Annotated in this window: 3 protein-coding genes; all 3 read right to left on the bottom strand. The window is 71.8% G+C overall.

Going from position 1 to position 2,685, the window contains the following annotated elements; translation table 11 throughout:
• Positions 1–1,025: 3-dehydroquinate synthase (gene aroB / locus IF655_RS30820; RefSeq protein WP_199588522.1), on the bottom strand; the 1,025-nt coding region annotated here is incomplete at its 3' end.
• The gene (locus IF655_RS30815) at positions 1,022–1,540 is read right to left on the bottom strand and encodes a shikimate kinase (protein ID WP_199588520.1); all 519 of its coding nucleotides are present in this window, start codon (positions 1,538–1,540) and stop codon (positions 1,022–1,024) included. The genes IF655_RS30815 and aroB, both read right to left, overlap by 4 nt.
• The coding region (aroC, locus tag IF655_RS30810) for a chorismate synthase (protein ID WP_199588518.1) at positions 1,537–2,685 on the bottom strand (1,149 nt) is incomplete at its 5' end. The genes aroC and IF655_RS30815, both read right to left, overlap by 4 nt.

The following is a 2,685-nucleotide window of genomic DNA, read 5'->3' as shown; positions in this document are numbered from 1 at the left end:
CGGGCGAGGCCGTCCAGGACGATGAAGCGGAGCAGGTCGCCGCGGGACTTCTTGTCGACCTTCATGGCTTCGACGAGCTTGGGCCACTGGTCGTAGCGGTAGTGCAGGGGAAGTCCGACGGATTCCAGGACCGCGCGGTGGCGGTCGGCGGTGGCGTCGTCCAACCGTCCCGCGAGGCGCCCGAGTTCGGCGGCGAAGTGCATGCCGACGGCGACGGCGGCGCCGTGCCGCCACTTGTACCGCTCGTTCTTCTCGATGGCATGGCCGAGAGTGTGCCCGTAGTTGAGGATCTCCCGGCGCCCCTCCTCCTTGAGATCGGAGGAGACCACGTCCGCCTTGACCCGGATCGAGCGCTCGATCAGCTCGGCGGTGTGCGGTCCCGCCGGGGTACGCGCGGCCTCGGGGTCGGACTCGATCAGGTCGAGGATCACCGGGTCGGCGATGAAACCGGCCTTGATGACCTCCGCCAGCCCGGAGACGTAGTCGTGGACCGGGAGGGAGTCCAGCGCGGCCAGGTCGCACAGCACCCCGGCCGGGGGGTGGAAGGCGCCGACGAGGTTCTTGCCCTCGGCGGTGTTGATACCGGTCTTGCCGCCGACCGCCGCGTCCACCATGGCCAGCACGGTGGTCGGGATCGCGATCCAGCGGACCCCGCGCAGCCAGGTCGCCGCGACGAACCCGGCCAGGTCGGTCGTGGCGCCGCCGCCGACGCCCACGATGACGTCGGAGCGGGTGAACCCGGACTGCCCCAGCGCCTTCCAGCAGTAGGCGGCGACCTCGGCGGTCTTGGCCTCCTCGGCGTTGGGCACCTGGATCGCGACCGCCTCGAAACCCTGCCCGGCCAGGTCGGCGCGCAGCGCGTCCCCGGTCTCCGCGAGCGCCTCGGGGTGGATCACGGCGACCCGCTTCGCCTTCGGGCCGATCAACCCGCCCAGCTCACCCAGGAGCTGGCGGCCGACGAGGACCTCGTAGGGGGCGGTGCCGGCCGTCCCGGCGACCTGGACGCGGGTGACTGCCTCGCTCATGCTTCTTTCAACTCCAGTGCGTCCAGGACGGCCTGGGCGACCTCGTCGGGGTCGCGCCCGTCCGTCGCCACGACCACCGCGGCGACCTCCTCGTACAGATGACGGCGGGCCTCCATCAGCTCCCGCCACTGCTTGCGCGGGTTGACCGCGAGCAGCGGACGCGCCGCGTTCAGACCGGTGCGCTTCACGGCTTCCTCGACGTCCATCGAGAGGTAGACCACCCGCTGCCCGGCCAGCAGCGCCCGCGTGTCCGCGTCCAGGACCGCACCGCCGCCCAGGGCCAGGACACCCGCGTGCCCGGCGACCGCGGCGGCCACCGCGCGCTTCTCCAGCGCACGGAAAACCTCCTCGCCGTCGTCCACGAAGATGTCCGCGATCTCGCGGCCCTGCGCGCTCACGATGTCGTCGTCGGTGTCCCGGAACGCCGCGCCCAGCCGCTCGGCCAGCAGCCGCCCCACGGTGGACTTGCCCACACCCATCGGCCCGACCAGGACCACGACCGGCATCCCGCTCATCCGATCGTCAGGTTCTCGAGGTACGACCGCACGTTACGGCGGGTCTCCGCCACGCTGTCGCCGCCGAACTTCTCCGCCACCGCGTCCGCCAGGACCAGCGCCACCATCGCCTCCGCCACGATCCCGGCGGCCGGGACCGCGCACACGTCCGAGCGCTGGTGGTGCGCCTGCGTCGCCTCGCCCGTGGCGACGTCCACCGTCTTCAGGGCGCGCGGCACGGTCGCGATCGGCTTCATCGCCGCCCGCACCCGCAGCAGCTCACCCGTGGTCAGACCACCCTCGGTACCACCGGAGCGACCGGTCACCCGGCGGATGCCGTCCTCGGTCCGCACGATCTCGTCATGCGCCTTCGACCCCGGCACCCGCGCCAGATCGAACCCGTCACCCACCTCGACACCCTTGATCGCCTGGATGCCCATCAGCGCGGCGGCCAGACGAGCGTCCAGCCTGCGGTCCCAGTGCACATGCGAACCCAGACCCACCGGCACACCGTAGGCGAGCACCTCGACCACACCGCCGAGCGTGTCACCGTCCTTGTGCGCCTGATCGATCTCCGCGACCATCGCCTTCGAGGCGTCCGCGTCCAGGCAGCGCACCGGGTCCGCGTCCAGCCGCTCCACGTCCGCCGGGACCGGGTACACCCCGTACGGCGCCTTCGCCGCCGCCAGCTCCACCACATGGGAGACGATCTCGATCCCGGCCGTCTCCTTCAGGTACGACCGCGCCACCGCGCCCAGCGCCACCCGCGCCGCCGTCTCACGCGCCGAAGCACGCTCCAGAATCGGCCGCGCCTCGTCGAAACCGTACTTCTGCATACCGGCGAGGTCGGCATGACCGGGACGCGGACGGGTCAGCGGAGCGTTACGCGCCAGACCCGCCAGCACCTCCTCGTCCACCGGGTCGGCCGCCATGACCTGCTCCCACTTCGGCCACTCGGTGTTACCCACCATGACCGCCACCGGGGAGCCCAGCGTCAGACCGTGCCGCACACCACCCAGGAAAGTGACCTCGTCACGCTCGAACTTCATCCGCGCGCCGCGCCCATAGCCGAGCCGCCGCCGCGCCAGATGATCCGCCACCATCTCGGTGGTGATCGGCACGCCGGCGGGAAGTCCCTCCAGCGTCGCGACGAGTGCGGGGCCATG

This window comes from Streptomyces sp. DSM 110735 (genome assembly GCF_016482685.1).
Lineage (GTDB): Bacteria > Actinomycetota > Actinomycetes > Streptomycetales > Streptomycetaceae > Streptomyces.
The sequence above is the reverse complement of the archived record's forward strand: the minus strand, read 5'-3'. Positions and strand labels throughout refer to the sequence as shown.

Excerpts from the sequence above, each read along its gene's own strand:
- IF655_RS30815 (WP_199588520.1), bottom strand. The coding sequence starts at position 1,540 with ATGAGCGGGATGCCGGTCGTGGTCCTGGTCGGGCCGATGGGTGTGGGC.